Raw genomic sequence first — 2623 nt, 5'->3', positions numbered from 1 at the left:
GGCCGAAAGCGGATCTGGATCTATCCCGCCGACGAGGCTCACATGCCCCAGGCGGGCATGGAGGACATCATGCTGAAGCAGCAGACCGAAGAGCTGCCCTATCGGCGCGAGATGGACGCCGCCGCCCAGGTTTTCGACCTGGAGCCGGGCATGGCCGCCACCTGGCCGCTGCATGCGCCCCACCGGATCGAGAACCAGGAGGGCTTCAACGTCTCCCTCTCGGTGGACTATCAGACCTGGGGGTCGCGGATCACCAACGGGGCCCACTACGCCAACGGCATCTTCCGGCGCCGCGGCCTGCCGGTGGCGGCCATGAGCCGCACGCCCATGCCCGCGCGCGCCGCCTTGTGGGCCGCCTCGCTGGCGTTGAAGCGCGCCAATCTGATCGAGGATCGGATCGCCAATCTCGACCGCAGTTTCGAACTGGACGGCGCCAAGGCCTGAGGCCCGCGCCGACGCCCGGCTCAGTCGTGCCGGTCGGTCTGGCTCTGAGCCGGTTCGGGGGCGTCGTTGGCGGGCGCGCCGGTTTCGGGATCGGTCCGCGTCTTGTCGCTGTGGGTCGAGTCCTCGGACCCCGCGGGCACATAGGCCGACTTGGGCGGCTGCCCCGGACGCTGTTCCTGGTCGCGGTTGCGGTCATCGGCGGGGGAGGGGCCCTGGTGGCCAGGCATGGTCGGCTCCGTTGGTCTTGAGGCCGTGTGACAACGCCCGGCGAGCGCCTTCGATCCCTCCTTGCCCGTCCGGGCGCCCCCTGCTAAACGACCCGGCTCCAGCGATCAGCCGCGCGCCGACGGGCTTCCCGCTCTGCGGCGCGTTGCTTATTGTTCGGAGCCCAGGGTCTCTCCCTTCAGGAGGGGCCTGAGGGACGTAGGAGTGTAGCTCAGCTGGTAGAGCATCGGTCTCCAAAACCGAGGGCCGGGGGTTCGAGTCCCTCCACTCCTGCCACCCTGAAAGTCGTTAACGCCGTTTGGGCGGGGCCGCTCCTGGCCGCCGCCCGGAAGTAGAAAGTCGCTAGCCTCGATGGCCAGGAAACCGGGCGGAACGCCGCAAGCGATGAGGAGCCGCGCCGCCAAGACGGCCGCCGCCATGTCCTCCGGCTCGCCGCTGGCCGACTCCGCGCCGAAGAAGAAGACCAGTCCCGCCCAGTTCGCGCGCGAAGTCCGCGCCGAGGGGCGGAAGATCACCTGGACGAGCCGCAAGGAGACCTGGATCACCTCGGTCATGGTCGGCATCATCGTGGTCCTGGCCTCGATCTTCGTCTTTTCGGTCGACTCCATCATCGGCTGGGTGATGGGCATGATCCTCCAGCTCGCCAATGCGGGGTGACCAGATGACTACCGAAGCCGCCGACGCCGCGACCAAGAACCACAAGTGGTACATCGTCCACGCCTATTCCAACTTCGAGAAGAAGGTGAAGGAGGCGATCCTCGAGCAAGCCCGTAACCAGGGGCTGGAAGACCAGTTCTCCGAGGTTCTGGTGCCCACCGAGGACGTGGTCGAGATCCGCCGCGGCCGCAAGGTGAACGCCGAGCGCAAATTCTTCCCCGGCTATGTGCTGGTGAAGATGAACCTCACCGACGAAGCCTATCACCTGATCAAGAACACCCCGAAGGTGACCGGCTTCCTGGGATCGGCGGCGCGCCCCATCCCGGTGTCCGAAAAGGAAGTGGCCCGGATCATCGGCGCCATCGAAGAAGGCGTGGAGCGGCCCAAGCCCACCATCACCTTCGAGATCGGCGAGCAGGTCCGCGTCACCGACGGCCCCTTCGCCAGCTTCAACGGCTCGGTGGAACAGGTGGACGAGGAACGCGCCCGCCTGCGGGTCACCGTCTCCATCTTCGGCCGCGCCACCCCCGTCGAACTCGAATACGGCCAAGTCGAAAAGATCAGCTGATCCTCGGAGGTTTTCCGCTCTTCCCGCGAACGGATCTCGGAGCGGAAGTTTGAACCACGAAGGACACAAAGGGCACGAAGGCATCGATGCCAGCGTTGAGGCGCTGGGTCGGCAGGTCGTTGATGCCGGTCTAAAGGTGCATCGGGTGCTCGGCGCGGGACTCCTGGAATCCGCATACGAGACCTGTCTGGCCTATGAGCTTGAGGCGCGGGGGCTTGAAATCCGCCGTCAATCCCCATTGCCTGTAGTCTATGAAGGACGACGTCTTGATGCTGGCTATAGACTGGACTTGGTGGTCGAGGGTCTGGTGATTGTCGAGGTCAAGGCCGTCGAGGCGCTTTCGCGCCTCCATGAAGCTCAGATCATGACCTATCTGCGGCTTTCGGGGCTCCGGCTCGGCTATCTTCTGAATTTCAACGTTCCGCTCTTTCGACAGGGCATTCGGCGCTTCGTTCTGTGACCCTTCGTGCCCATTGTGTCCTTTGTGGTGGCGCCTTTGGGGGCGACGCGCTTGCCCACGGCGCGACCCGCTGATATTAGCGCGCCCTTCGCCGGGCGGCCTTTGCGGGCTGCGCGGCTTAAATCCGTGGGAGGAGCGCCAACTCCGCACCACGGCCTAACCGGCCGGGCTTCCGGCCAAAGAGGAGAAGATGGCCAAGAAGATTCTGGGCTATATCAAGCTGCAGGTGCCCGCGGGCTCCGCCACGCCGTCGCCGCCCATCGGGCCGG

The 2623-nt window shown here is 65.6% G+C and carries 4 protein-coding genes, 1 tRNA gene and 2 pseudogenes; 6 read left to right on the top strand and 1 reads right to left on the bottom strand.

Going from position 1 to position 2623, the window contains the following annotated elements; translation table 11 throughout:
* Nucleotides 1-444, top strand: a pseudogene (locus tag V7D28_RS14765) (transcriptional regulator); the annotation flags it as partial.
* Nucleotides 445-464: 20 nt separating this feature from the next.
* On the opposite strand, the gene V7D28_RS14760 reads toward V7D28_RS14765, so the two are convergent.
* The gene (locus V7D28_RS14760; protein ID WP_333588142.1) at nucleotides 465-671 is read right to left on the bottom strand and encodes a hypothetical protein; all 207 of its coding nucleotides are present in this window, start codon (nucleotides 669-671) and stop codon (nucleotides 465-467) included.
* A 198-nt stretch (nucleotides 672-869) separates the two neighbouring features.
* On the opposite strand from V7D28_RS14760, the gene V7D28_RS14755 reads away from it, so the two are divergent.
* The 5 genes and pseudogenes from V7D28_RS14755 to rplK form a co-directional block, all read left to right on the top strand.
* Nucleotides 870-945, top strand: a tRNA-Trp gene (locus tag V7D28_RS14755).
* 108 nt (nucleotides 946-1053) lie between these two features.
* The gene (secE, locus tag V7D28_RS14750; protein ID WP_442957948.1) at nucleotides 1054-1326 is read left to right on the top strand and encodes a preprotein translocase subunit SecE; all 273 of its coding nucleotides are present in this window, start codon (nucleotides 1054-1056) and stop codon (nucleotides 1324-1326) included.
* A 4-nt stretch (nucleotides 1327-1330) separates the two neighbouring features.
* Nucleotides 1331-1894 carry a transcription termination/antitermination protein NusG gene (gene nusG / locus V7D28_RS14745; RefSeq protein WP_333588140.1) on the top strand — a complete coding sequence of 188 codons (564 nt, stop codon included), beginning with the start codon at nucleotides 1331-1333 and terminating at the stop codon, nucleotides 1892-1894.
* 49 nt (nucleotides 1895-1943) lie between these two features.
* Nucleotides 1944-2354, top strand: a complete 411-nt coding sequence (locus V7D28_RS14740) for a GxxExxY protein (protein WP_333588139.1) — start codon at nucleotides 1944-1946, stop codon at nucleotides 2352-2354.
* 190 nt (nucleotides 2355-2544) lie between these two features.
* Nucleotides 2545-2623: pseudogene (gene rplK / locus V7D28_RS14735) on the top strand (50S ribosomal protein L11); the annotation flags it as partial.

It is taken from the genome of Phenylobacterium sp. (assembly GCF_036723115.1).
Taxonomy (GTDB): Bacteria; Pseudomonadota; Alphaproteobacteria; order Caulobacterales; family Caulobacteraceae; genus Phenylobacterium.
Note: the sequence above shows the minus strand (reverse complement) of the source record. Positions and strands in the feature narration are given on the sequence as shown.